Below are 24,702 nucleotides of genomic sequence, written 5' to 3'. Positions count from 1 at the left end.
TTTTTTAGCGTGTTTCCCGGTGAATTGTCATCTTCTTCAAACGAGGTGAATACTTCTTCATCTCCAGACGTTCTGGATGGTTACGCTTGTTCTTCGTTGTTGTATAATTGCGGTCTCCGCACTCCGTGCAGGCTAAAGTTACAATGACTCTCATGGTGTTGCCTCCCTTTATCTATTCGTAATAATTACTATTTAATGATAGTAGCCTAAGCCTTTTATTTTGTCAACTTCTTATGTTAGCTCCACTGTGGAAAAGGATCTTTCAGTTCGCGCCAGTTCATCTGCATCTCTTCATCCGTAAGCAATGTCTCGTCCAATGTTCGTTCAATGGCTGCACGATCCATATCGATCCCGATAAACACCAGCTTGGTTACCCGGTCACCCCACTCTTCATCCCAGTCCGGAATAGCTGGAAGTGTGTCGCCAAAATGAAGATGCCGCTCCTCTTCGCTCATCGCTCCTACCCATATTCCAGCAGGTGCAAGCTGTTTGGACGTACCCGCATGGCTAAACGAAACAGCCATATGGTTACGTGTAGCCATCCACATCAACCCTTTGGAGCGAACGATACTGTCTGGCCACTTAGCGATCCAGCGCAGCAGGCGCTCAGGATGGAAAGGACGTTTGCGGTGGTATACAAACGAATGAATACCGTATTCCTCGGTCTCAGGCGTATGCTCTTCTTTCATTATTTCGCGGATCCAGCCCGCGGACTGGCTTGCTTTTTCAAAATCAAACCGTCCTGTGTTCAAAATCTCTCTCGGATCAATCTTTCCATGCGTAGTACGAACCAACTTGGCTTCAGGTTGCATCGCATGCAGTGCCTTTTCCAGCTTCGATAGTTCTACTTCGGACACCAGATCACATTTGTTCAGCACAAGAACGTCACAAAATTCAACCTGATCGGTTAGCAAATGCACAATGCCCCGTACGTCATCTTCTCCGGCTTCCTGTCCGCGATCCTTAAGTGTCTCTTTCGAATAAAAGTCCCGCCAAAACTGAGCAGCATCCACCACTGTTACCATCGTGTCCAGACGAGTGAATTGGGTCAGATCAATGCCGAGTTCCTCATCAATGTACGTAAAGGTCTGTGCCACAGGAACCGGTTCACCAATGCCCGTGGATTCAATTAATATGTAGTCGAACGAGCCATCCAGCGCAAGCCGCTCCACCTCTTTCAGCAAATCTTCACGAAGTGTGCAGCAGATGCATCCGTTTGACATCTCAACCAGCTTCTCATCGATCCGTGATAACCCGCCTCCATCCCGAATCAAACCTGCATCAATATTGACTTCACTCAGATCGTTTACGATGACGGCCACACGCATGCCTTCCCGATTATGAAGCACGTGGTTTAACAAGGTGGTTTTACCTGCTCCAAGATAACCACTAAGAACCGTAACCGGCACTCGATTCGGAGTTTGTTGTTGTTGATCTGTTACTGACATCATTGTTTCCTCCACTTCTTATCGTTAAGTTAGTGATCCATCAAAGATTCTGGGATGTTGAGATAGAAAATTGGGATGATGGATGTTGTACTTATATAGTGTACTTATTTGGGTGATGTATTTAATCGTAATTATTACTATTAAATACATTGAGAACTATACCTTACTGCTCCTTAACTTGTCAACTGGATGTTTGTTAATGAACATTTTAATCGTAAATTCACTGATTAGCTGAATGAATCGATGTATGTTGCAGCAAGTACAAGCATATATTCTAGCAAAGTTCTAGTAACGGAGGTCTTTTCATGAGAATGGCAGCTAGTTTGAAACTTCTCACCTTCCTGGTTCCCTGTGCCTTTTTGGTTCCGGTTGTTATTGCGTTTGCCCCGGATCTGAATAAGGTCTGGAATAGCGAAGCGTTGCAAAATATAAAAACGGTATTTGTGAGTATTTTTCTGGAGGCAGCGCCCTTTCTGCTCATGGGGGTGTTCTTGTCCTCTCTTATGCAGTGGTTTGTATCGGAAGAGATGGTGCGAAGACTCACACCCAAACATCCCGTTGGCGGCGTGCTTGTGGCGGGGCTGCTTGGTATTATTTTTCCCATCTGTGAATGCGGAATGATTCCGGTTGTGCGGCGGCTGATGCATAAAGGCATGCCTGCGTACATAGCGGTTACGTTTATTCTTAGCGGGCCTGTCGTGAATCCAATTGTGTTTACCGCCACGCTGCTCGCATTTCCTAATCACCCTGAGATCACTATCGCTCGTATGGGACTGGCATTTGCTGTGGCGGCTGCGGTTGGCGGGCTTGTGTATGTTTTTGTGAAACGTAATCCTCTGCGCTTGCCCAAAGCAGTCGTGACCGAAGTGAAGACACACCCTGGTTTCAAAATGGCTTCTTCGCATTCGCACTCTCATACACATCCAAAGAATTGGCGCAGTTTTTTTCTTCATGCTGGTGACGAGTTCGTTGATATGAGCAAATATTTAGTGATAGGTGCCCTGATTACAGCTTGTATTCAGACCTTTGTCAGCCGGAGTGATCTGATTGCACTGGGGAACGGCCCGGTTGCGTCGTATGTATTTATGATGGGGTTTGCTTATGTCTTGTCCTTGTGTTCTACTTCAGATGCTTTTGTGGCTTCGGCTTTTTCACATACATTTGCTCTCGGCCCGCTGATTTCCTTCCTTGTTCTCGGTCCGATGCTGGATTTCAAAAGCACACTGATGTTGCTCTCCACCTTCCGCACCCGCTTTGTCATTGGCTTAAGTCTGGCGATTATTGTTCTTGTTTTTGCAGGCTCGTGGCTAGTCAACATCTTAGGGTGAGGGTTGAAAAACTTTTCGATGTGATTGTCGATTGGCAGTCCTAATTCTAAGTGGTAAGTAAAAACAACGGAGAATCAAAGCGATTAGATAAAAATTGAATCAAACTAGATGAGATTTGAAAAGGTTCGATGATAATGAAAAGTATAATTGATTAATGCCATTAATGATTAATGCTATAAACTAATTTTCCGGCTAAGGTTTCATGATTTGTGAACTGATCTATAGGTGAAAGGAGTGAAAAACATGATTCGTGCAAGTCATGCAATGAACAACAGCTTTTTTGCAAAACGAACCTCCATTCAGTGGCATACCCTCATTCGTGCAGGATGGATCGGCTCTTTGGCTGGTTATATTATGCACCTCAAATCGAGCAACTCCCTCCATTATTATCTGGCTCCTACGATGCAAAAGCTGCTTCTCGGTTGTGCAGTTCCACTCCTGTTTATAGCTGTGATTATGATATGGCATGCTCTTTTTGGTCGAAATGAATTCGACTGCGGTTGTGAGCATCCTCCTCCTTCCGGGGTTTTTCGCAGCTCAATGGTCTATGGTTTGATTGCTCTACCATTATTGCTTGGCTTTCTGCTCCCAGATCACGCTTTGGGCAGTTCGATGGCCAGTCAGAAGGGTATGTCCCTGACGTATGCTCCGCCTGAAATTCGGCGTAAAGATCCATTGCCAGATGCGGCTGCTAAGTTGAGCGTACAAGATTATACGGTCACGCAAGGTACAAAACAGCAAAATGACAAGTTATCCGAAGTATCTGCCAGTGTGCAGTTTGTACCGCCGGATGAGTATAGCCGTGAATTTGCAGAATTGGCGAAAAAATTATATGCAGAACCTATCATTCATGTGTATCCCGAAATATTTTCAGAAACTCTAGGCACCATTGATATGTTCCAGCGCCAATTCACGGGCAAAGAGATTATGCTTACCGGATTCGTTTATCGGGACGACAGCATGGAACATCAATCTCATTTTGCGCTAGGACGTTTTCTCGTCATGTGTTGTCCGGCAGATGCGGCTCCTTTCGGTGTCATGATTCACCTTCCGAAGGCGAAGCAGTTTGAAAAAGATAGTTGGGTTCAGGTTCGTGGTATCATCGGCTCAGCGCAGGTGGATGGTAAGGATACACTGGAGATTCGGGCAACAACCGTAACCCCGATTAATCAGCCAGCTTCTCCATACATTTACACGAGCGCCGATTCCGTTAAGGCATATGATAAGATCGTAAGTGAGTAAGTGAGTAAGTAAGTAGGTTAAGTAAGTAAGATAGAAGAAGTAGAACATCATCGAGTTGAAAAAATTAACGAAAAGGGTCGCCAACACGCCCTTCTTAATTCTAACGGTCTCAGACGAGCTTATTTAGGCGAAAAAAGGCGCCCTGAAATTCTAACGATCACCAGAGAGCTTATTTTGCTGAAAACACCAGAAAAATGCCCTACATCACCTTAAATTTTTGAAATAGGGTTTGCTGTGATCGTTAGAAGAATTAACGCCCTGATTTAACCAAAATAGCGTTTCTGGTGATCGTTAGAATTTTCAAACCTCCTCAGAGTGGCTCTCTCACTGCTGGGAAAATAGTTGTTAAATCGTTCGTTAGTAACTCGTCACAGCGAAACAAACCTAGACACTGACTTTATTTCAGTAAAGAAGTGAAAAAGTTTTAAATTGACATAAAAAAGACGGGCAGATTATATCTGCTCCGTCTTCTTTGTTAGATTATGTTCACCTGTATGTTTACAATTGAATATTTACAACTGTATGTCCGCAAGGGATCTTACGGCAGTTTGTAGTAGTCTAGCGGACTACAGGCAGCAGGAAAGTCACAAAGTGCACCGTCACCCTGCTTTTCTATCCCACTTATTTACCTTAATTATCCTTTTACTCCGTTACGATATCATGAACCAATACAGGTGCGTCGGCATGATCTGCGATCGTAATGTTTTCCTTAATTTTCGCAATTACTGCATCGACATCTTCACGATTTGCGTGGATCGTTACGAGAGACTCGCCAGCTTTCACTGCATCGCCCACTTTTTTGTTCAGCATCAAACCAACCGCCAGATCAATTTCGGACTCTTTCGTTGCACGACCAGCACCAAGCAGCATCGCCGCTGTTCCGATCTCGTCCGCAACAATTCCAGCTACATAACCGTCGCGATCTGCTGGTACTTCGATCAGATATTGTGCTTGTGGCAAGCGCTCCGGGTGATCTACCACAGAAGCATCTCCGCCTTGGTTCGCCAGGAAGTGTTTGAATTTCTCCAACGCTTTACCGTTCTGGATCACTTCTTTGAGTTTCTCTTCAGCATGCTCCAGTGAATCTGCTTTACCTGCGAGGAACACCATCTGACGCCCCAGTGCCAGGCACAGCTCTTCCAAATCTTTCGGGCCTTTACCTTGGAGCGTAAGAATCGCTTCTTTGACTTCCAGCGCGTTACCGATTGCAAGTCCGAGTGGTTGAGACATATCAGAGATAACTGCCATCGTTTTACGTCCTACATTGTTACCAATGCTAACCATGGCGTGTGCCAACTCTTTAGCATCTTCTGTTGTTTTCATAAATGCGCCTGCGCCAGTTTTGACGTCCAATACGATCGCATCTGCACCGGCTGCAATTTTCTTACTCATGATGGAACTTGCGATCAGCGGAATGGAGTTTACCGTTGCCGTTACGTCACGGAGCGCATACAGCTTTTTGTCCGCAGGTGTGAGGTTGCCGCTTTGGCCGATAACCGCTACCTTGTGCTCGTTTACAAGACGAATAAACTCTTCTTTTTCCAGTTCAACGTGGAACCCTGCAACGGATTCCAGCTTGTCCGTTGTGCCGCCAGTGTGTCCCAGACCACGTCCGGACATCTTGGCTACAGGTACATCGAGTGCAGCCACGAGTGGTGCAAGCACCAAAGTGGTTGTGTCACCAACACCTCCTGTGGAGTGTTTATCTACCTTAACTCCTTCGATAGCAGACAAGTCAATCGTTTCGCCGGAGTTTACCATCGACATAGTCAGATCTGCACGTTCCTTATCCGTCATATCTTTGAAAAATACAGCCATCGCCCATGCGCTAACTTGATAATCCGGAATTTCCCCTTGTGTATATCCTTGAACAACGAAATCGATCTCCGCTGTTGTCAGTTCTTTTCCGTCACGTTTTTTGGCAATTATGTCTACCATTCTCATGATAATCTCTCCTTGTGTAAAATTGATTGTACAGAACACGTGTTGAGCGGGAGACGTTCCGACTCCAGATCGTTCTTTCGAGCGCTGTTGTCTCCCCATTTCTCTGAATCACCATTATGCATGGTTGAAATTCGGGGAAAAAGGCGCACGCTTCGCTTCTCCAGAATCAATTCCGGTTCCTTCACTCCATGCTTCAACACCAGTTTCGATATTTTTACAGGGTAATCGCTGTATCCAACGCTACAACCATCATGTCGTTAAATGTTTTTTGACGCTCTTCAGCAGAAGTCTCTTCACCTGTCAGCAAGTGGTCACTTACGGTCAGGATAGTCAAAGCGTTCACACCAAACTTCGCAGCAATGGTGTACAGTGCTGTTGTTTCCATCTCTACGCCAAGCACGCCGTGTTTCATCAATTTTTCTGTCACCGAACGGTCATCACGGTAGAAAGAATCTGAGCTGAACACGTTACCGACATGAATTTTCATGCCTTTTGCTGTAGCGCGGTCGTAAGCTTCCTTCAACAATGAGAAGGTTGCAATTGGTGAGAAATCATATCCACCAAAAACATGTTTGTTCATGCTGGAATCCGTACAAGCTGCTTGTGCCAGGATCACATCACGTACACGTACATGCTCCTGCATTCCGCCACAAGTACCTACACGAATCAGGTTTTTCACGCCATATTCGGTAATAAGCTCATTTGCATAGATTGCAAAGGATGGAATCCCCATCCCTGAACCTTGCACGGAAATCCGGTGACCTTGATATGTACCTGTGAAACCGAGCATGCCACGAACTTCGTTGTAACATACAACATCTTCCAGATACGTGTCAGCAATATACTTCGCGCGGAGCGGATCTCCTGGCAAAAGGATCGTTTCTGCGATATCTCCTGGTTTTGCTCCGATATGTGTACTCATGTAATCTCCTCCAATAAAAATCATCTTGTTTTTTTGTTCCGACTCACATCGTATAGAACCTGTACATTCCGATAACTATATCCTGGCATAGCATACGTGCAGAGCTGGCTCCCTGTGGTACAATTCACTGCCATTGAATATCATCAAGGTCCAATGAAATTATCCAGGTTCAATCAGGAACAGTGAAACATCACCCCGGAGCCCTCTCTGCCTATGCTACGATCAACTTGATAAGGATCATGCCCTTAACGATGCAAACATCATTCGTGATACGCAAATCTATTTCAACTCGTTCAAGAAACTTTTTCCATACTCTGGCAGTTTGACTCCAAAGTTATCCGCTACCGTAGCACCGAGATCGGCAAACGTGCTACGCAGTTCAAGCTTTTTACCCTCGCTGAAACGTGGGGAGTAAGCCAGCAGCGGTACATATTCACGCGTATGATCTGTGCCGCGGTAGGTTGGATCATTACCATGGTCAGCTGTGATCAGCAGCAGATCATCGTCTGTCATTTTCGCAAAAATCTCTGGTAAACGTGCATCATAATCTTCAAGGGCTTGCGCATAACCTTGCGGATCACGGCGGTGACCGTATAACGCATCAAAATCAACCAGGTTCAGGAAACTGAGTCCAGTGAACTCTTCATCCAGTGTTTCAGACAACTTGTCCATGCCATCCATGTTGGAGACCGTACGAACGGACTTTGTCACCCCTTCGCCATCGTAAATATCCGCAATTTTACCCAAAGCAATAACATCCAAACCGCCGTCTTTCAATTCATTCATTACAGTGCGGCCAAACGGTTTCAGCGCGTAGTCATGACGGTTCGCTGTACGTTTCCAGTTCCCCGTCTCGCCCACGAATGGACGTGCAATAATGCGTCCCAACATATACGGATCTTCAAGCGTGATTTCACGACAGAACTCACAGATCTCATACAATTCTTTCAAAGGAACGATATCTTCATGAGCTGCAATTTGCAGAACGGAATCAGCCGACGTGTAAACGATCAGTGCGCCTGTTTCAACATGCTCCGCACCCAGTTCATCCAAAATTTCCGTGCCGCTGGCTGGTTTGTTACCAATCACCTTACGTCCTGTCTTCTCTTCGATGCGCTGAATCAGCTCATCGGGGAAGCCGTTCTCGAACACACGGAAAGGTGTATCAATGTACAGGCCCATGATCTCCCAGTGACCTGTCATCGTGTCTTTACCACGGGAAGCTTCCTGCATTTTGGTGTAATACGCTTTAGGTTTATCCGCAACAGGGATACCCTGAATTGGTTCAATGTTGGACAGTCCGAGACTTGCCATATTCGGCATGTTCAGACCCCCACGTTCACGTGCAATGTGACCCAACGTATCGACGTCAAAATCATCAAATTCTGCTGCATCCGGCGCTTCGCCGATCCCTACAGAATCCATAACAATCAGATGCACTCTTTTGAATGTTGACATAACTTAAGCACTCCTTCCAGCTTCCAATAATCCGACTTATAAAAACAGTCCAGTGATGATCGCAGACAGCACACTGACCAGCGATGCACCGTAAAGCAGCTTCAGACCGAAGCGGGCCACCACATTGCCCTGTTTCTCATGAAGTCCCTTCACTGCACCGGCAATAATACCGATGGAGGAGAAGTTGGCGAAGGATACGAGGAAAACGGATACGATCCCCGTTGTTCTGGCAGACAATGCGGTCTGTTTGCTCAGATCCAGCATGGCTACGAATTCGTTGGACACCATTTTGGTGGCCATAATACTGCCCGCCTGAATCGCTTCTTTCCAAGGGACACCCATAACAAAGGCAAAAGGTGCAAACACATACCCAAGCAGTTCCTGGAACGAAATACCGATTACAGCGCTAAATATTCCGTTAATCAAGGCAATCAGGGCAACAAAACCGATCAGCATCGCCGCTACGACAATTGCTACTTTGAATCCATCCAGAATGTATTCTCCCAGCATTTCGAAGAACGATTGTTTCTCTTCTTCCCGTACTTCCAATATATCTTCTTCCTCCGTAACCTGATATGGATTGACGATGGAAGCAATGATAAAACCGCCGAAAAGGTTAAGCACCAGCGCTGTCACCACATATTTCGGATCAATCATTGTCATATAGGCGCCGACAATGGACATCGATACCGTGGACATTGCTGATGCACAGAGGGTGTACAGCCGATGTTTCGGCAGCAGCCCGATTTGTTTTTTCACGGAGATGAACACTTCAGATTGCCCCAAAATCGCCGAAGCAACCGCGTTATATGATTCCAGCTTGCCCATTCCGTTGATTTTGCTTAGTACCAGACCAATATATTTTATAACAAAAGGTAAGATTCGGATATACTGCAGGATACCAATTAAGGCAGAGATGACCACAATCGGCATTAACACAGTCAGGAAAAACGGACCACTCCCGCCTTCTGCTCCAATGTTTACCAAACCGCCGAAAACAAAGGTAATCCCTTCAGCTGCATAATCAAGCAAGTTTTTAAATACAGTGGAAAAACCGCCAATCAGCCATGTTCCCACTTCCGTATTCAGCAAAGCGTAGGCTAGTACAATCTGTAAAACAATCATTACCGCAAGCGGTCGGTATCGAATCTGTTTCTTACCGTTACTGGCGATATAAGCTAGTCCAAAAACAACGAGTAAGCCAAGAATGGCTATAAGGTATTTCATGTGATCACTCCTTTGAAGATCGTTAATCCCGTTGTATACACAGCTCAAAGGGTATTAAATCTAATAATTAGACAGTTGGGTCAATGTAATTTTCAGAAATTTTTATAAAGCGCTTACAATAAATTCCGAAAATGGATTAGATGTGAGCTAACAACAGGCTTGGATATTGTATTGTGTAAAAATCCCCTGAACCCTGCCATCGTTTCAACAAGGTTCAGGAGAATAATTTATTTTAGTAGGAAGAAGTAGACTCGCCGCCTTGCATGATTTTCACGCCAGAGCTTGCTCCGATTCGAGAAGCTCCTGCTTCAATCATCTTCTGCATATCTTCCAGGCTGCGTACGCCACCAGAAGCTTTGACACCTACATCAGGGCCCACAGTACGGCGCATTAGGGCGATATCCTCTGGTGTTGCTCCGCCAGTGGAGAACCCTGTCGATGTTTTGACAAAATCTGCTCCGGCTCTGACAGCCGCTTGACAAGCACGTACCTTTTCTTCATCTGTCAACAGACAGGCTTCAATAATTACTTTTACCAATGTACCTGCTGCAGCTTCAACAACCGCACGAATGTCTTGCTCTACAATATCATCATGACCATCTTTCAGTGCGCTGATATTAATAACCATATCGACTTCAGTTGCGCCTTTAGCAATGGCATCTTTCGTTTCAAATACTTTTGTTTCGGAAGTGGACGATCCCAGAGGGAAACCGATCACTGTGCAGATATTTACGCCAGTTCCCTGAAGCTGCTGTGCAGAGTAAGATACCCAGCCCGGATTAACACATACAGATGCAAACTGGTATTGCTTCGCTTCTTCGGTCAGTTTCGTAATCTCATTACGGGTTGCGTCTGCACGAAGCAGCGTGTGGTCGATCATTTTGGCTAATTGTGATGTAGTCAATTGAATCTCTCCCTTATCAATTTATATCCTTACACTACCATGAACATATGTAAAAATCAATTTGAACTTATGTTCATATGTGATTTATTGATCCAATAATGAACTTTCTGTTACATCAAAGGAAAAACCACTTCTTCCGTTTATTTTCTGCCTTACATAGTAAAACATCCGCCCGGATGTCATGGCAGATGTTGTCATTGATGAACTAAATATGAAATTGGGCGGTAGACAAGGTTAATAAGCCACACGTGTAACCCATCTATGCGCTTTCCTATAAACGAAGTAAAGCCTGCGCTGTAAACTGATCCGTAACCAATATGTTCGCATACTGGCCTTTCAGAGCCGCATGAATGGCTTCAATTTTGCGTACACCACCAGCGACAAGAATCGATTTCTCCTTGTTTCTCAGTTCCGCCAGATCAATTCCAACTGTCCTGCTGTTAATTTCCTCACTGATCAGTTGCCCTTCCGCGTTGAAAAACCGTGAACAAATGTCACCCGCCCCGGACTGCATCAAAAGTTGCTGTTCCTGATCATTAAAATAGCCCAGCTTGAAAAGCAGTGCATCCTCTTTCACGGTTCCTACCGTAAACATGGCGATATTCGCCTGTCTCCCCAGCTCAACAATTCGTCCGATATGACGGTCAGCCTCAACCATTTTTTTCACTTCAATATTATCGAAGATCACCGGAAGCGGCAGATACCTGGGAACCGTGTGGAATGCCTCCGCAAACAGATGTACAATCTCTGGCGCGTAGGTGTTTACATGGGAGTGGCTTACACCCCCTTTTAGCTGTACCACTTCAACACCCTTAACCTGCTTCGGTCTGAGTTGACGTGCAACCGCATACATTGTCGTTCCCCATGTCACACCAATAATGTCCGCATCCTGCACGGTTTCCTGCAAATAGTCCGCGGCTCTCTTGCTAATATGCTTCTGAATCTCCTCATCACTCTTCAAAGGTGCAAAACATACCAAGGCCGTCTCCAGATTATATTTGGCTTTGAGCTCTCCAGCAATAATATCAATATCCTCCAGCGGATCCATAATCTCAATACGCACATACCCTCGATCTTTGGCGTACTGAAGCAGTCTGGATACGGTGGGACGTGACACGCCCAGTCTTGAGGCAATATCTTGCTGGCTGTAATCGGACTGATAATACAATTTTGCCGCTTCAATACTTAATCGCTGTTTCTCCAGGTCCATTCCCATGTGCATTCATCTCACTCATCTTAATATGGTTGGAAAATAAAACATGTAACTTCTCGTGCACAGCTGGCTGCACTTGTATTGAAAATCGCTTGCTCCGCTAGAATACTTGTCCTTATATATTATACATATATTAAGAATTCCATCACTATATTTTGCCAAAATGTGAATACAAGTCATCTTCGCCTTCACGATCACTAACTCGCATGTATCTCACCTTCATTTACGAATAAGAACAGACATTATACATCATACTACTCCAGTCACTGGACCCCAACCTACATTCGAAAGTGAGGACACCTGATATGTCTACTCTACTGTACATTACGGCCCACCCGCATGATCACCAAACCTCGTTCAGTATGGCTGCCGGCCAAGCTTTTATTGATGCGTACAAGGAAAGTCATGCTTCAGACGAAATCATTCATCTCGATCTGTATCATTCCCATATTCCGTATATCGACGCAGATGTATTCAGTGGATGGGGTAAACTGCAAACCGGAGGAGACCTGACCTCTGAGGAGCAGTCCAAGGTCCAGCGTCTAAACGAGCTGTCCGATCAGTTCGCCAAAGCTGATAAATATGTATTCGTCTCACCGCTTTGGAACTTCTCGTTCCCGCCTGTACTCAAAGCATATATCGATTCAATCTGTGTAGCAGGCAAAACATTTCGTTACACAGAGCAAGGCCCGGTAGGACTTCTAACGGACAAAAAAGCATTGCACATTCAAGCCCGTGGCGGAGTCTACTCGGAAGGACCCGCAGCTCAGATGGAATCCGGACATCGTTATTTGGGTATCATCATGTCATTCCTGGGTGTGCCTAAGCTGGATGGAATCTTTGTCGAAGGACATAATCAGTACAAGGATCGTGCAGAGGAGATCAAACAAAAAGGAATGGAAGAGGCACAGCGTTTCGCCAAACAGTTCTAGGCAAGGCCGAGGTCTGCTACCGTAACCGGTACCAGCTCATCAGCCCATATGATATTTAAAATATAAAACCCGCATCACAGCCCTTGAGATACATTCCCAAGGCGTATGCGGGTTCTTCTGTATGAAAAAGTTTGACGTTTTAATGTTTAATCTCAGCCCTTGTGCGTTCCGGCACTGGCACGACTCATCGTTTCAAGCTTGCGAGTAATCGCATGACGATCTATTTTCAGTCCCCAGATCATCTCGATAATCTGTTCTTTCTCCTCGGGGTGATCGGCTTGTTTCAATTGCAGCAACAGTTCGTGCATCTGCTCATTAATATCTTCAAACTGATGCCATAGATCCTCACGTACTTCGGTCGAATCCATGTGATGGTTGGCATCGACTTCTTCTTTCAATGCTTGTAGAATAGCGTCTTTCCATTCCTCATCACCAAGTTGTTTTGCAATGTTCAGGAGATCCAGATAATCGTCAACAAGAAGAGAGTTTAATTCAGCATATGTTTTCATCGTTTATTGCATCCCCTTTTCTTTCTATTTACCCAGTATTATACTCGGTATTTCGGGTAATGCAATAGTTGTCGAGAAAAAGGGTAACATTTACTTTACTCATGTCATATTTTGACGAATCTCATATCCTTGAAGTTCTCCCATGTATCTGCATTGATTTGATTATGCCTCTTTCTCTCCGTGCCAGATCAGGATTTAAGGTGCTGCAATAACTGAACTCGATAGGCTTCGCTTTCAAGCGACTGAATCTCTTTATATTCTTCGGAACTCAGGATTTTAGGTTCACCCGCAGCCTTAGCGATCATATATACCTTGGCACTTTCCTCTACCACTTGTGTGCGGTAATATGCCTCACGCAGATTTTTACCTGTCGTAACCAGTCCATGATTCACAAGAATGAGTGCAGAATGTTCGTTGACCTTAGCAGCCACTGCGTCGGCGAGCAGCTTCGTAGTTGGTAACACATAAGGCACAAATCCGATATCTCCAACCAGTGCTGACTGATCCGGAAACAGATGTGGAAGATGGTCAAAAACAAGACTGAGGGCTATGGTGTACGCCGGGTGTGTATGCACAATTGCCTGAATATCCGGGTTCACGCGATAACTGAACAGATGCATCAGCACTTCAGAGGAAGGGCGTGTGGCACCTGCTTGCGTCTCTCCTGTCTTAATATCAATGGCAATCCATTCTTCCGGTTCCAGTTCCTCCAAAGCAAATCCGCTTGGAGATAAAAGCATCGTATTACCAGAACGCGCGCTGATGTTACCTCCTGGCCCAACAACAAGCCCTTGGGCTACCGCCTTTCGGGCGTATTTGGTAAGTTCCTCTCTAATCTGTTGTTCAGACATGTTTTCTCCCACTCCTTTATTGCTGATGTTGTTTCAGTCGGGTGATTTGCTGGTACCTGTCATACGCTTCCTGCCAGCAATCTGACTCTTGAGGTGTATACATCTCCGGTTCAAAAGAAGCCAATACAATGTCACGAATTTCGGACAAATCACCTACTTCTCCAAGAGCTACGTACTGAAGCAGACAATTGCCAGCCGAAGATGCCTCAACGGGTCCAGCGATCACCGGAACACCTGCAGCGTTTGCTGTAAACTGGCAGAGCATGCGATTGTGCACACCACCGCCTACCATATGAATGACAGGAGGCCTTGTGCCTGTAATGTGTTCAAGTTCATCCAGTGTCTGCCGGAACTCCAGTGCCAGACTTTCCAATATACAGCGAACGATGGCTCCAGCGGTTTCAGGGACAGCCTGGCCAGTTTGCTTGCAATACAGCCGAATTCGTTCGGGCATATCTCCTGGGCTCATAAAAACACCATCTCCCGGCGAGACCACAGATTGATGCGCACGTGCTGATATAGCAAGCTGGATCAACTCTTCATGGGAGTAGAAGCGATTTTCCCGTTCCCACTGGCGTTTGCACTCCTGGAGCAACCACAGGCCTGATCGGTTTTTCAACGTCCGCACTTTACCGTCCACGGCTCCTTCATTCGTAAAACCAAGATTACGACTAAGATCACTCAATATAGGAGTTTCTCGTTCAATCCCCATAAGGGACCATGTACCGCAGCTGATAAAAGCGAAGTCCGGTTCAGTCGCGGGGATCGCCGCCAGTGCTGAAGCCGTATCATGTGACCCCACGGAAACGACTTGCATGGGGCCGGTGCGAAGTTCTCGAACCAGATCATCTGTTAAATGACCAAGTAAAGTCCCTGGCTGAACTAACCTTGGAAATAACGATGCAGGTAACCCCAGACGTGTTATTAACGATTCATTCCATCTTGATTCCCCGCTATGAAGTAAACCACTTGTACTTGCTATCGTGTACTCGCACGCTTGCTCACCAGACAAATAATAGTGGAACAGATCCGGCATGAATAACAAACGCGTATCTGCATCAGCATCTGCTGTACTGTCCTTAAGGTGACCGAACAACTGAAATATCGTATTAATCTGTTGAGGCAATACACCCGACATCGAATACAGCTCTTGTTCACTGACCATCGCCAGCACATCGTTCATCGATTTTGCATGACGTGCATCCCGATAATGACGCGGGTTCCTGCGTAATCTTCCCTCACCATCAATTAGACCGTAATCAACGCCCCAAGTATCTACAGCAATGGATTGTACCTGTGTCGTTATACCTTCGGTGCCTTTGAGTATCCCTTGTTTGAGCTCATGAAATAGACGAAGGAAATCCCAGTACATTTCATCCCGAAGCTGAACAGGGTTATTAGGAAAGCGATGAACCTCTTCCAGCGTCAGTCGGCGTCCGTCCAGAGCGCCCCGTACTACCCGACCACTACCAGCACCGAAATCGGCAGCCAGCACATATGCCGCCTGATTGCCCATATGAACTCCCCCTATGCTCAGCGTCTAACGATACAATGGTCCAAATACGCTACAAGCGCGATAATCGGCACTCTCCGGCTCACTTGTGCCAAACAATCCCCATGCCCGCGGACGGAAGATATCTGCTTCAGACACGTTGTGCATATTAACGGGGATACGCAACATCGATGCCAACGTAATCAAATCAGCACCGATGTGTCCATACGAGATTGAACCATGGTTCGCCCCCCAATGATTCATCACCTCATACACCGAGGTGAACGCTCCTGAACCCGTGAGAATTGGAGCAAACCAGGTTGAAGGCCATGTTGGGTCGGTTCGCTGATCCAGCGTTTCATGAACATCCTCTGGCAGATCCACTGTGTAACCTTGAGCTATCTGTAGCACGGGTCCCAATCCCTTAACCAAATTCAAACGGGTCATCGTCACCGGCATACCGCCCTTGGTCAGAAAGTCAGCCGAGTAGCCTCCTCCGCGGAAATATTCAACGGAAGCCGGTCTCCATGAGGTTGCTTTCAGACAATGCTGCACTTCTTCGTCTGTAATCTCCCAAAAAGGTTTGAGAACCGGCTTGCCATCTCTCGATTGCTCCCCTGTTCCGTCGAGGGCAGCAGAACCGGAATTGATCAAATGTAAAATGCCCGCTGCAGCGTGCCCCTCCAGTTGATGTCCAGTCACCCGTTTCACTGAATCAGGGCTCCAATACGTGCGTACGTCCGCAAAAATCTGAGCCGTATGTGTAAGTAGTGACCCAAACAACATGGATACTCCGTTTAGACTGTCATTCTCGGTAGCCACTAGATAGGGTGCGCGCTTGCCGTTCCAGTCGAACGTGGAGTTCAGTATGGACTCCAAAAAATCTCCATTAGGTGCATGATCCGTCCATTGCCGCTGGCCTTGGAAACCAGATACAATGGCATGATGTCCCATGGCCTCTTCTTCATATCCAAGTGCAGCAAGCTTCGGATTACCAGCCATCAGATCCCGTACGATTTGGGTCATTTTAACAACGGTCTCCCACTCATCCTCTTTACGTTTTCGATCAGACTGAAGATGCTCCGGGTTGTTATCCGGACCTTCACTGCAATTCTCCTTCACCCACGCCAGAGCCAGCTTGTATTCTTCAGGGTCATAGATTTCTTCTTCGATGCGCCGTGTCAATTCGCTCATATCCACATATTCGTTTCGCATGCCCAGATATTCCTGAAAAAAAGAATCATTCACGATGGAACCTGCAATGCCCATCGATACGGAGCCAATGGATAAATACGCCTGCCCCTTCATCGTGGCTGCGGCAAGTCCAGCACGGCTGAATCGAAGCAATTTCTCACGCACATCCTCTGGAATGGTCGTGTCACCGCCGTCCTGAACATCTTCACCATAGATGCCGAACGCAGGGATGCCCTTCTGGGCATGTGCAGAAAGCACCGCCGCCAGATATACGGCTCCTGGCCGTTCCGTGCCGTTAAAACCCCAGATGGCCGTTGGAATAGACGGTGACATATCCATCGTTTCCGTACCATAACACCAGCAAGGCGTTACCGTAATCGTAACACCCACATTGGACCTGCTGAACAACGCCGCAGCGGCTGCTGCTTCGGCAACGCCACCGATACAGGTCTCGGCAACTACGCATTCGACGGGCGAACCATCGGCATAACGAAGTTCGGATGAGATCAACTCAGCTACCGACGTTGCCATACGCATCGTTTGTTCTTCCAATGACTCACGCACACCTTTGCGTCTGCCGTCTATTGTGGGACGAATACCAATCTTGGGGAAAGCCTGATCATAACGATAATCCTGATGAGTCATACGAGAAAATCCTCCTTTTAGTGCATTTCAACACATGCATATGGAATTGAGAATATTCTGACTGAACGATAAGCGACAAAAGAAAAAGAAATCAAATCAGACTAGCGGATGAACATTTGCCGATAACCACACTTTTGAAAGATTGAATACTTTGAATGCGTTTACATTCCTCTAAAAAATAAACCACTCTCATTAATCATCATCAAATGTCATTCACTGCACCTTGCGGACAATGAACCATTATGAAAAATAACGAGAACGGCTGTAGGGTTAAGTGTATAAACGATCTTATCGAGATATTTTACAAGGATAATCAATAGAACTTTTAACTAATCTGCACTTGTGTTTACCAATTGAAAGATTGGTTTTACTGTTAAAATAGGGCAAAGGGTTACCGGTAACCCTAACATAGCATGTGCCTACCTTGCTGTCAATCGTCATTATCCTATAGAATGAAAAGACTATGTTGCGGAAAGGTTCGATTCCATTTGATTACAATTTATGATATCGCCAAACAAGCGAATGTCTCCGCCATGACGGTCTCCAAAGTCATTAATCGGACAGGCCGCATCAGCACCGCTACACGCGAACGTGTGCAGCAAGTCATTGATGAACTGGGATACATTCCGAATTCCAATGCACGAAGTCTGGTATTGCAGCGGACACAGATGTTATCTCTGCTTATTACGGACATCACCAATCCTTTCTATACAACGCTTGCCCGCGGGGCTGAAGACGCAGCACATCTGCGGGGTTACCGTGTTTTATTTGGCAACAGTGACGAGGATTATCGAAAAGAAAAAGAGTACGTCGAAGCCATTCTGTCGACACGGGTAGATGGTGTTCTCTTTGCACCTGCAGGTGACCGTTCTTTCAACCATCTACAGCAACTACAAGCACGAAACATTCCGTTTGTGTTTTTGGATCGTACTGTGCCTGGCATCACTTCAGATGTTATTGCCGGAGACAGCCGTGAAGGTGCTATAGAACTCATGCGTTACCTCATAAAGCTTGGACACGAGCATATTGCGCTGGTCAACGGATCTTCAGAAGTTTCGACTGCCAGGCTGCGAGAAAAGGGCTACATTGAAGGACTTCGGGAAGCCGGGATTGCTCCTGATCCCTCGCTGGTGCTCCGTACCAGCTATCGGGATTTCAGTGATGATGAGGGGTTGGAACGCTTGCTCTCTCGACCTCAGCAGCCTACCGCTATTTTTGCGGCAAATAATATGCTGGCGATCGGAGTTATCCGCCTGTTACGCAAGCGAGGACTTAGAGTACCCGAGGACATCTCTGTTGTTTGTTTCGATGACCTTGATCTGGCTTCTGCCTTCGATCCTTTCCTGACCGTCATTGCACAGCCTGCATACGAATTCGGATATCAGGGGATGCAGATGCTGATTGACCGGATTGAAGGGAAACTGACTTCCGATGCTGAAACGATCATTTTACCTTCCGAGCTGCGAGTACGTGCTTCTGCTTCAGTACTGTCTATTAACTGATATTCGAAAAATACACACCACAAATAGGACGTCCCTGAGATTATATCTCTGGTTCGTCCTATTTTTTTGATAATGAATTTATGTCTGTGACTCATCTACTGTTGAGCCTTATTAGCTCACTTATGCCGGATAGGAACTTTCTCCTGACAGTTTATCGTTCTGACTGCAACGCGAGTGCAATCTCACGCACAAGACCTGGCAGCCAGTCCATAAGGGATTCAAATGTATACCCGGCCTGCTCTGCTTTAGTTGTGTCCATTGTCCAGGACTGCTCCACGCCGAAAGGCGACATGTCTTCGTCCGCGGTTTGCTTCATAATCTGAGTCTGCATTCCTGTCACCGTTTCGATCAAATGCATCATTTCTATGAGTGTAACCGAACCCTTCGACGCGGCATTGACTGGGCCAGTCAAGGATACATTTCCAAGCCAGGCAAGGAATCTAGCAGCTTCCGTCGAATGTATAAATCCAATCTCCGCTTCGGGATTTGGCATCCCGATCGGTTTTCCCTGCTGCACATGTTTAATATGAAAATGAAGCCTTCTGGTGTAATCATCCATGCCGAGTACAATCGGTATGCGCATCGCTGTTACCGGGAAGGATGCCGTTTGAAAAAATACAGCTTCTGCAAGCCTTTTACCTTCACCGTAAGTAAAGTCTTCCTTGTTGCCGTACTGCAGCGGATAAGTATACGGATCAAAATCCGTCTCCACAAACCCCGGTCTCGGTTCCCCGTACACCGAAAGCGTAGAAGTGAACACATACCTATTGGTACGTCCGGCAAATGCTTCACACGCAACTTTCGCCTCATTCGGGGAGTAACAGATATTATCATATACAACATCCCATTGATCCGACTGTGCGGCTTCTGCTAACGACTGTGGGTCTTCCCGATCCATCCGAATTCGCTTCACTTCCGCTCCAAAATCGACTTCCGTCTGCCCGCGTGTAGCCACCGTGATCTCTGATTTGCCTTCCCATAACAAATGATCCACCAGACGTTTACCGAAGAAACGGGTACCTCCAAGGATAAGCACTTTTTTCATCTAATTTCCCTCCAATACAATGATAATGACGGCTTCACAATACGAAGCATCGTATGGGCATTACGCTGGAATTCATATGACGTTTTAATCTCAGAGACCACACAGCCCCTTTTCTCTAAAGACGCCTTCAGTTCATCCATAAACTCATAACGCTTGCCCGACAGATCTACTGTTGGAAAAATACGAATCTCCTGCCTTGTCACACGCAACAGTTCCAGTAAGGTCTGAATATGAAAATCAAAACTTAACCGATCTGCATAAGTGAATAGAAAATGTGCGGATAAGGTCAGATCAAACTGCTCATCGTTAAAAGGTAATTGAGGTAATACGGTGTGCACATAACATTCAGGATGAGATCTCATATCAGCTACACAATCCGTAACCGCACGCAATCGTTCTTCCTTCAACCCTAGAATCGATCCAAACTGATCCCAGACATACTTTCCTTGAACTGCCTGCATTTGTTTCATCGTATGTTCAATGTCCTGCAATCCCTTGGTCTCAAGCTCTTGGATGCCATACTGATAAACGATATCTCCTGCAACCGGATAAGCCCCATGCTTTCGAGCCTGACTGCTAAACGAACACGCACCTCCGGGACAATCCAGGATTGTACGGCCTTCAAGTTCATCCGTAGTCAGATGGAACATGTTCATATATTCCTCAAAAGTTCTTCCGATAAAAACAATCTGTGACAGCTCCAAGCCGTTCTCTTCTGCATGTTTCACTTCTTCTCTGCTCTTCTGATCGTTCGCGATCCTCTGCTCTTCTCGGCTCATCTATTTCGCTTCCTTCCTGGTAAACTGTTTCGTTTAATCGTTGGGGAAAACAAGACCAATCTGCTGTCTGATCTGATCCATCACCTTCATCGTTTGATAAGAGCGTTCATACGTGTTCATATCGGATTCTTTTTTCCCTTGTTGTACCAGATTTATGAACTCCTCAACTTCATAATACATCGCTGGATGTTGCTGCTCCACCGTTAAAACCTCTACCGTCCCATCATTGTACCGAATCTCTGCATGTTCAGGCGAACCGATCTTGTCGATGATGACACTGCCGCGCTCTCCCATTATTTCACTAGGTACATGTGAATTGGCAATTTTGGAGTACGTTACGACAGCATCCATTCCCTCATAATTCAACAGCACACTGCCTTGCCCGTCCACACCGGAGTCCAGCATCATGGCTTGGGATTGAACCTGCTTTGGTGCCCCAAATAATGTGATGAGTGGATATAAACAGTACACACCTAGATCCATCAATGCCCCGTTTGCCAACTCTGGCTTGAATGCGTTCAGCACGATGCCTTCCTTATACTTATCGTAACGCGAGGAATATTGCGAATAACCCGCTATGTACTTACGAACAGGGCCGATTTTGGACAGATGCTGCTCTATACTTTTAAAAACCGGAACAAGAGTGGACTTCATCGCTTCCATCAGCAGAACATTATGCTTCCGCGCTGTCTCAATCATGCTGTGTACTTCTGCGGCATTAGCCGCCAAAGGTTTCTCACACAATACATGCTTGCCATTTCTCAGGAATAGCTCCGCCTGCTGCGCATGCAGCGTATTTGGCGTTGCAATATACACTGCATCTAACGTGTCACTGGCCGCCATCTCCTCCAGATTCGTAAAACGATAGGCGGCATCATACCGGTCTGCAAATGCATTAGCCTTATCTTCTGTACGCGAAAATACCGCCGTAAGCTGAAAACCCTCTACTTGAACAGCAGATTCCAGCAGTCTTTCTGTAATCCAGTTGGTACCTACTACACCGAATCGAACCATGTCTATCTACCTCTTTCGTCTATGACTGATATCAGATATCTGTTATATGTTATTTACTTAAAATCATAGGATCTCTGTTTCTTTAGTACACTGTCGGTTTCATAACCTATCCTCTACATTGTAGCGCATATCTCAGCAGGAATGAAGGAAGCGCTAATCTCACATTGCTTATAGAGATTCAATACCATGTATTCTCTACTATATAAGTGGAACTTATCATTAGTTCAACTTATATGTTTCAATATTGATATCTTGCGATTTTAATCCGAAATGCCGTGATTTACTCCTTATGCAGGGTATAATTATAACAGAGGTGAACCTATGAAACATACGCAGCGAAATGATACTCTACCCCCATGGATTCCTGAGGAGTACTGGGATGCAATAATCCAAAATGACCACACATACGATGGTACGTTTTTCTACGCGGTACAGACAACCGGTATCTTCTGTCGCCCCTCGTGTAAATCGAGAGCACCCAACTCCGATAATGTCCTGATTTTTCAAAATACAGAGCAAGCGCTGGCTCACAAGTTCCGACCATGCAAGCGCTGTAAACCTACGGGAGAACGAGTACCAGACCAGGAGTGGATTCACGGGGTGACGGAGTATATTAATAAACATTACGCAGAACTGCTCACGCTGGATGTACTTGCTGCTGCAAGCCACGGGAGTCCATACCACCTGCATCGGGTGTTCAAACGCATAACAGGTCAGACTCCCGTGCAATACATTCAGACCAGGCGGATAAACGAAGCACAAAACCTGCTTCAACATACACATCTAACCGTCACCGAGATCGCACGCCAAGTCGGTATCTCTAATCCGGCATATTTCATTTCCGTTTTTCGAAAGCACACGGGAGTTACTCCTTCACATTATAGGGAAAGGCATGACAGCCCATGAAGACGCAACTGACCTACAAACTCCCCAAAACGTTATTAAATAAAGGTACTGGCTTCTTAAATGGTTACACCCACACCTTAAACCCGTACACTGGCTGTACTTTTGCATGTTCATACTGTTACGTCAGGCAGATGCCTGTTTCCTTATTTCGCAAGGGAGACTGGGGAAGCTGGGTTGATGTAAAAAAAGAAGCCTCCGGCATCCTCGCCAAAGAATTGCAGCGTGCCCGTAAGAAAGGCAAAGTAACCATCTTCATGTCGTCCAGCACCGACCCGTATCAACCCGTCGAAGCTCGGGAACAAATTACACGTTCATTGCTGGAAACGATGCTACTGTATCCGCCGGATTTTGTATTGGTGCAGACGCGTAGCCCTCTTGTAACTCGTGATATCGATGTTCTGCATCAGCTTGGTGAACGTGTGCGGGTGAGCATGACGGTTGAGACGGATCAAGATGATATACGCAAACACTTTACCCCCTCTGCGCCGCCCATTGCAGGCCGCCTCCATGCACTTAAACAACTTAGAGATGCTGGTATTCCTACACAGGTTGCCATAGCCCCCGTTCTGCCGAGTAGTGAACAGTTTGCCTCTACGCTCCGGCCGCTCGTTCAACGCGTATGCATTGATGATTATTTTATGGGTGACGGTAGCGAAGGCAAACGAACCCGAAGACTTGGGATGGAGAATCTTTATCAAGAGATCGGAATGCAGCACTGGTATCAACCCGATGCCTACCAAACAGTTGTTGAACGTATGAAGGCCTGTTTTGCAGAACATGAAATCTATATTAGCCAGACTGGATTTGAGCCTTGATTAGATATACATGTCACTGGATGTCCTGAACAGTTAACTGAACCCTAAGTACACTTGGTATACAAGACCCTTCGCATACAAAACAGCCTCTGTCCCTATTTCTGAGACAGAGGCTTTCATTATGTTAATAGGCTACTACCAACCGTTGCCCTTACTGATCCAGTGTATATAGCGGCAAATTAACCGGTAGTGCAGCAGGACGCTGACATGTACTCTTCATCTTGTAGAAAGTCTGTTCATCCGATGAGTCATGGAACGCCCACATCGCTTCGAGTACGTGATAAGCCAGTTCGCCGCTGGCACGATGTGTGCGCCCACTGTGAACCGCATAGGCCATATCCGCCACGCCGATGCCACGTGTGTTTTCCTGATAGCCCGGAAGCAGCGGAGCTTCCGTCCATTCGTGTTCACCTATCAAACGATAACGTACCGGACCACCAAAGGTGTTCGGGTCAGGGACTTGCAGTGTGCCATGAGTCCCGTAAATTTCGATTGGTGGCAGCGCACTTCCACCAAATACATCAAAGCTTGTAATCAGCGTACCGATGGCTCCCTGTTCAAATTGCAGCAGACCGGTGACATGTGTTGGAATGTCAACGGGAATGATCTGGCCTCTCTTTTTCTCACTCGTAATCGTTCGTTCAGTCATCGCCTTGCCTGTCATTCCTGCAATCGACTTAATCGGCCCCAGTAATTGTACAAGTGCAGTCAGATAATAAGGCCCCATATCAAACATCGGTCCGCCACCACTTGCATAATAGAACTCCGGATCAGGATGCCAGAACTCATGTCCCCGACTCATCATGAAGGCTGTTGCCGCTACCGGCTTGCCGATAATACCATCCTCTACGAGTTGCAGTGCCGTCTGAATACCTGAACCAAAGAAGGTTTCAGGTGCGCAGCCGACCAGCAGACCCTGACGTTTCGCTGTTTCTAGTACAGCCTGCCCTTCTTCACGGGTAACCGCGAGCGGTTTCTCGACATAGACGTGTTTGCCTGATTCCAGCGCACGTATGCATACGTCTGCATGAACGGCAGGAATCGTCAGATTGATGATCAGTTCAATCTCGGGACTCGCAAACATTTCGTCCACAGTATATACGTTAGGAACGTTGTAGGCTGCAGCCTGCTCCTCTGCCCGATTCCGATCCAGGTCGGCGACCGCAACCAGCTCAAGCACCTCGAAACGGTGACAGTTCTCCATGTAGATGCCGCTGATTTTACCACAGCCGATAATACCTACTTTCATTTTTTTCATGCCCTTGCTCCCTTCGCCGTGGATCTGATATATGTTTAAAGTTCTCTTATGGATGTCATATAAGTGCGAAATCA

22 protein-coding genes are annotated in these 24,702 nt (G+C 46.3%); 6 read left to right on the top strand and 16 right to left on the bottom strand.

Annotation, left to right across the window (positions count from 1 at the left end; all coding sequences use genetic code 11):
- Positions 1-4: 4 nt before the first annotated feature.
- Both rpmG and ACR8BL_RS01320 read right to left on the bottom strand, forming a co-directional pair.
- Positions 5-154, bottom strand: a complete 150-nt coding sequence (gene rpmG, locus ACR8BL_RS01325) for a 50S ribosomal protein L33 (protein WP_036613813.1) — start codon at positions 152-154, stop codon at positions 5-7.
- A gap of 82 nt (positions 155-236) precedes the next feature.
- A complete protein-coding gene (locus ACR8BL_RS01320) occupies positions 237-1,448 on the bottom strand; it encodes a GTP-binding protein (protein ID WP_434752973.1) in 1,212 nt (403 codons plus the stop codon).
- Positions 1,449-1,753: 305 nt separating this feature from the next.
- On the opposite strand from ACR8BL_RS01320, the gene ACR8BL_RS01315 reads away from it, so the two are divergent.
- Complete coding sequence (locus ACR8BL_RS01315) at positions 1,754-2,776, top strand: permease (protein WP_434750938.1); 1,023 nt, start codon at positions 1,754-1,756, stop codon at positions 2,774-2,776.
- Between the two features lie 243 nt (positions 2,777-3,019).
- Entirely contained in the window at positions 3,020-4,018 is a 999-nt protein-coding gene (locus tag ACR8BL_RS01310; RefSeq protein ID WP_434750937.1) for a TIGR03943 family putative permease subunit, read from the top strand.
- Between the two features lie 642 nt (positions 4,019-4,660).
- Here the strand turns inward: ACR8BL_RS01310 and ACR8BL_RS01305 are convergent.
- The 6 genes from ACR8BL_RS01305 to ACR8BL_RS01280 all read right to left on the bottom strand — a co-directional run bounded on the left by ACR8BL_RS01305 (position 4,661) and on the right by ACR8BL_RS01280 (position 11,683).
- A complete protein-coding gene (locus ACR8BL_RS01305; protein WP_434750936.1) occupies positions 4,661-5,962 on the bottom strand; it encodes a pyrimidine-nucleoside phosphorylase in 1,302 nt (433 codons plus the stop codon).
- Positions 5,963-6,176: 214 nt separating this feature from the next.
- Complete coding sequence (deoD, locus tag ACR8BL_RS01300; protein WP_434750935.1) at positions 6,177-6,884, bottom strand: purine-nucleoside phosphorylase; 708 nt, start codon at positions 6,882-6,884, stop codon at positions 6,177-6,179.
- Positions 6,885-7,163: 279 nt separating this feature from the next.
- A complete protein-coding gene (gene deoB / locus ACR8BL_RS01295) occupies positions 7,164-8,342 on the bottom strand; it encodes a phosphopentomutase (protein WP_434750934.1) in 1,179 nt (392 codons plus the stop codon).
- Positions 8,343-8,378: 36 nt separating this feature from the next.
- Positions 8,379-9,569: a NupC/NupG family nucleoside CNT transporter gene (locus tag ACR8BL_RS01290; RefSeq protein WP_434756522.1), complete on the bottom strand. Its 1,191-nt coding sequence runs from the start codon at positions 9,567-9,569 to the stop codon at positions 8,379-8,381.
- 232 nt (positions 9,570-9,801) lie between these two features.
- Positions 9,802-10,449, bottom strand: a complete 648-nt coding sequence (gene deoC, locus ACR8BL_RS01285; protein WP_434752972.1) for a deoxyribose-phosphate aldolase — start codon at positions 10,447-10,449, stop codon at positions 9,802-9,804.
- A 295-nt stretch (positions 10,450-10,744) separates the two neighbouring features.
- Positions 10,745-11,683, bottom strand: a complete 939-nt coding sequence (locus ACR8BL_RS01280) for a sugar-binding transcriptional regulator (RefSeq protein ID WP_434752971.1) — start codon at positions 11,681-11,683, stop codon at positions 10,745-10,747.
- Between the two features lie 308 nt (positions 11,684-11,991).
- Here ACR8BL_RS01280 and ACR8BL_RS01275 point away from each other — a divergent pair, with 308 nt between their 5' ends.
- Positions 11,992-12,618, top strand: coding sequence for an FMN-dependent NADH-azoreductase (locus tag ACR8BL_RS01275; RefSeq protein ID WP_434750933.1), 627 nt, complete (start codon positions 11,992-11,994; stop codon positions 12,616-12,618).
- A 152-nt stretch (positions 12,619-12,770) separates the two neighbouring features.
- On the opposite strand, the gene ACR8BL_RS01270 is transcribed toward ACR8BL_RS01275, so the two are convergent.
- The 4 genes from ACR8BL_RS01270 to ACR8BL_RS01255 all read right to left on the bottom strand — a co-directional run bounded on the left by ACR8BL_RS01270 (position 12,771) and on the right by ACR8BL_RS01255 (position 17,309).
- Complete coding sequence (locus ACR8BL_RS01270) at positions 12,771-13,127, bottom strand: hypothetical protein (protein ID WP_434750932.1); 357 nt, start codon at positions 13,125-13,127, stop codon at positions 12,771-12,773.
- Between the two features lie 188 nt (positions 13,128-13,315).
- Positions 13,316-13,978 (bottom strand): class II aldolase/adducin family protein, encoded by a 663-nt coding sequence (locus ACR8BL_RS01265; RefSeq protein ID WP_434750931.1) that lies wholly within the window; start codon positions 13,976-13,978, stop codon positions 13,316-13,318.
- A gap of 16 nt (positions 13,979-13,994) precedes the next feature.
- Positions 13,995-15,494, bottom strand: a complete 1,500-nt coding sequence (locus ACR8BL_RS01260) for a rhamnulokinase (RefSeq protein ID WP_434750930.1) — start codon at positions 15,492-15,494, stop codon at positions 13,995-13,997.
- 24 nt (positions 15,495-15,518) lie between these two features.
- Positions 15,519-17,309: an L-fucose isomerase gene (locus ACR8BL_RS01255; protein ID WP_434750929.1), complete on the bottom strand. Its 1,791-nt coding sequence runs from the start codon at positions 17,307-17,309 to the stop codon at positions 15,519-15,521.
- 488 nt (positions 17,310-17,797) lie between these two features.
- Here ACR8BL_RS01255 and ACR8BL_RS01250 point away from each other — a divergent pair, with 488 nt between their 5' ends.
- A complete protein-coding gene (locus ACR8BL_RS01250) occupies positions 17,798-18,811 on the top strand; it encodes a LacI family DNA-binding transcriptional regulator (protein ID WP_434750928.1) in 1,014 nt (337 codons plus the stop codon).
- A gap of 151 nt (positions 18,812-18,962) precedes the next feature.
- On the opposite strand, the gene ACR8BL_RS01245 is transcribed toward ACR8BL_RS01250, so the two are convergent.
- The 3 genes from ACR8BL_RS01245 to ACR8BL_RS01235 are packed head-to-tail and all read right to left on the bottom strand — an operon-like array spanning position 18,963 to position 21,649.
- A complete protein-coding gene (locus ACR8BL_RS01245; RefSeq protein WP_434750927.1) occupies positions 18,963-19,856 on the bottom strand; it encodes an NAD-dependent epimerase/dehydratase family protein in 894 nt (297 codons plus the stop codon).
- The gene (locus ACR8BL_RS01240) at positions 19,853-20,635 is read right to left on the bottom strand and encodes an SAM-dependent methyltransferase (protein ID WP_434750926.1); all 783 of its coding nucleotides are present in this window, start codon (positions 20,633-20,635) and stop codon (positions 19,853-19,855) included. The genes ACR8BL_RS01245 and ACR8BL_RS01240 overlap by 4 nt, the downstream gene beginning before the upstream one ends.
- Before the next feature lie 33 nt (positions 20,636-20,668).
- Complete coding sequence (locus tag ACR8BL_RS01235) at positions 20,669-21,649, bottom strand: Gfo/Idh/MocA family protein (RefSeq protein ID WP_434750925.1); 981 nt, start codon at positions 21,647-21,649, stop codon at positions 20,669-20,671.
- Between the two features lie 321 nt (positions 21,650-21,970).
- Between ACR8BL_RS01235 and ACR8BL_RS01230 the strand changes: the two genes are divergently transcribed.
- Positions 21,971-22,555 carry a bifunctional transcriptional activator/DNA repair enzyme AdaA gene (locus ACR8BL_RS01230; RefSeq protein WP_434750924.1) on the top strand — a complete coding sequence of 195 codons (585 nt, stop codon included), beginning with the start codon at positions 21,971-21,973 and terminating at the stop codon, positions 22,553-22,555.
- Positions 22,552-23,370, top strand: a complete 819-nt coding sequence (locus tag ACR8BL_RS01225) for a radical SAM protein (RefSeq protein WP_434750923.1) — start codon at positions 22,552-22,554, stop codon at positions 23,368-23,370. Before ACR8BL_RS01230 ends, ACR8BL_RS01225 begins: the two co-directional genes overlap by 4 nt.
- Positions 23,371-23,521: 151 nt before the next feature.
- On the opposite strand, the gene ACR8BL_RS01220 is transcribed toward ACR8BL_RS01225, so the two are convergent.
- A complete protein-coding gene (locus ACR8BL_RS01220) occupies positions 23,522-24,628 on the bottom strand; it encodes a Gfo/Idh/MocA family protein (RefSeq protein WP_434750922.1) in 1,107 nt (368 codons plus the stop codon).
- Between the last annotated feature and the right edge of the window lie 74 nt (positions 24,629-24,702).

This window comes from Paenibacillus amylolyticus, assembly GCF_051136285.1.
Classification (GTDB): Bacteria; Bacillota; Bacilli; order Paenibacillales; family Paenibacillaceae; genus Paenibacillus; species Paenibacillus amylolyticus_F.
Note: the sequence above shows the minus strand (reverse complement) of the source record. Positions and strands in the feature narration are given on the sequence as shown.